The sequence below is a fragment of the uncultured Microbacterium sp. genome (genome assembly GCF_913776565.1).
GTDB lineage: Bacteria > Actinomycetota > Actinomycetes > Actinomycetales > Microbacteriaceae > Microbacterium.
This window is the reverse complement of record NZ_CAJYPF010000038.1, coordinates 1-2,715: the sequence shown is the minus strand read 5'-3', so window position 1 is coordinate 2,715 and position 2,715 is coordinate 1. Positions and strand designations below refer to the sequence as shown.

Annotated in this window: 1 protein-coding gene; it reads left to right on the top strand. The window is 70.5% G+C overall.

Features of this window, described 5'->3' with window-relative positions; genetic code table 11:
• The first annotated feature begins 185 nt into the window (after positions 1-185).
• Positions 186-2,198, top strand: a complete 2,013-nt coding sequence (locus QZ433_RS02490) for a DEAD/DEAH box helicase (protein WP_295779858.1) — start codon at positions 186-188, stop codon at positions 2,196-2,198.
• The last annotated feature ends 517 nt before the right edge of the window (positions 2,199-2,715 follow it).

Genomic DNA, 2,715 nt, shown 5'->3' with positions numbered 1-2,715 from the left:
GGGCGGTCGGCTCTGGACACCGCGCGTGATGCGCGGATGGGTTTGTGAGTCCAAGGGGCCGATGGACAGGACGCGATCGCGGCCTCGACCATCACTGAAATGGCCCCCGGCCGACGGATGTCCGGGTATCTCACCGCTACGAGCGGTGTCGCTGTTTCGCGCGAACAGAACCCAGGAAGTCCCCCATGCCCAAGAACAAGAAGCCCGCCGGCGGCCGCGCCGCCAAGAACTTCGAGCCCCGCTACGGCGCGAAGACCTCGTTCCAGGACCGCAAGCGTCGTCCTGGTTCGGAGGGTCCCGCCAAGCCCGGCAGCAAGAGCCCGAACCACCGCGGATACCGGCCCGAGGCCGAGGCCGCGCCCGAAAAGCGCCGCTGGAGCTCCGCGGAGCGCGCCGGTCGCGACGAGGCGCGCACCATCCGCTCGTCGGCACGCGACGACCGGCCCGCCCGTTCGTTCGACCGTGACGACCGTCCGGCCCGCTCCTTCGACCGGAGCGAGCGCCCGGCTCGTTCGTTCGATCGCAGCGACCGTCCGGCGCGTTCGTTCGACCGTGATGAGCGGCCCCGTCGTGACGCCGGTGACCGTCCGGCTCGTTCGTTCGACCGGAGCGACCGTCCGGCTCGTTCGTTCGATCGGAGCGACCGTCCGGCTCGTTCGTTCGATCGGAGCGACCGTCCGGCTCGTTCGTTCGATCGCAATGACCGTCCGGTTCGTTCGTTCGATCGCAATGACCGTCCGGTTCGTTCGTTCGACCGGAACGACCGTCCGGCTCGTTCGTTCGACCGCAGCGACCGTCCGGCTCGTTCGTTCGACCGGAACGGCCGTCCGGCTCGTTCGTTCGACCGCAGCGACCGTCCGGCTCGTTCGTTCGACGACCGCCCCCGCCGTTCCGATGCCCCCAACCGCAGCGACTGGAACGCGACGCCCCAGCGTTCCGCCGAGCACGAGCAGCGCGTCGACGTCGTACACGAGCGCCTGCAGGCCGAGGCCGTGGATGCCGCGACCGTGACCGGCGCCGGCTTCGCCGAGCTGGGGCTGGGCGACAACATCGTCCGCGCCCTCGCCGGCCTCGGAGCCGAGAAGCCCTTCCCGATCCAGGCGGCCACCGTCGCCCCCATCCTCAAGGGCCGCGACGTCCTGGCCCGTGGTCGCACGGGCTCGGGCAAGACGATCGCCTTCGGTGCTCCGCTCGTCGAGAGCATCCTGCGCGCTCAGGCCGGTCAGCGTCGCGAGTTCGGCCGCGCCCCCAAGGCGCTGATCCTCGCCCCCACCCGCGAGCTCGCCCTGCAGATCGACCGCACCGTTCAGGTCATCGCGCGCAGCGTCGGACTGTTCACCACGCAGATCTACGGTGGCGTGCCCCAGGCGCGTCAGGTCGGCGCGCTGAAGAAGGGCGTCGACATCATCATCGGCACCCCCGGGCGCATCGAGGACCTGCTCAACCAGGGCAAGCTCGACCTCTCGCAGGTGCAGGTGGCCGTCCTGGATGAGGCCGACCACATGTGCGAGCTCGGCTTCCTCGAGCCCGTGCAGCGCATCCTGCGCGCGACCGCCGCGGGCAGCCAGAAGCTGCTGTTCTCGGCCACGCTCGACCGCGAGGTCGCCGCGCTCGTCGACGAGTTCCTCGTGGAGCCGGCCGTCTACGAGGTCGCCGGTGAGGACCAGGAGTCGAGCACCATCGAGCACCGTGTGCTCGTGATCGAGCACCGCGACAAGGCGCAGATCCTCGACTCGCTCGTCGACCGCGAGGGCAAGACGCTCGTCTTCGCCCGCACCCGCGCGTACGCCGAGATGCTGGCCGAGCAGTTCGACGACGCGGGTATCGCCGCGGTCGCCCTCCACGGCGACCTGAATCAGCAGAAGCGCACGCGCAACCTCGAGAAGCTCACCTCGGGTCGCGTCAACGTGCTTGTGGCCACCGACGTCGCCGCTCGCGGCATCCACGTCGATGACATCGATCTGGTCATCCAGGCGGACGCTCCCGACGAGTACAAGACGTACCTGCACCGCTCGGGCCGCACCGGTCGCGCGGGTCGTAGCGGCACGGTGGTGACGCTCATCACGCGTCAGCGCCGTCGTCGCATGACCGAGCTGCTCGACCGCGCCGAGATCGAGGCGCCGTTCGAAGAGACGCAGCTGGGCGACGACGTGCTCGAGGAGCTGTCGGGTCGACAGCTCTCGAACGTCACGGCGTAAACCCGATGCACGAGCCCCCGTCCGCATCTCGCGGGCGGGGGCTTTCGCGTACCCGCCGACGACGCCTGAGTCGGTCTCCCGTCGCACCCCCGGGTGATTTTCGGTGGCGTCGAAGTGCTGTAAGGCGCGTTCACTAGTGCCATTTGGCGCCGATGAAGCGCGGAAGGAGGGTGGGGGCCATGGAGTGAGGCTGCGCCGGCGTGGGTGGGGATTCGGGGGCGCCAATGTGTTGCGGGGGGGGCGTTGAGGCGTGCCATTTGGTGCCGATGAAGCGCGGGAGGAGGGGCACACGGGGCGCCGTCGCGCGGGGCTGCGCCGGCGTGGGTGGGGATTCGGTGGCGCCGATGGGGTGCGGCGCGCGTCGGGTCGTGCGAAATAGCGCCGATGAACGGTGGCGCGGGCGGTGTCAGAACAGCGTCGGCTCGCTCGCGGGGGCCACGCGCGGGCGAGTGGATGCCGTTCCCCCGGTGCTGCGCACGGGTCCCAGGCCCCGCGGGGCGTCGCTCGGCGCGGCCGA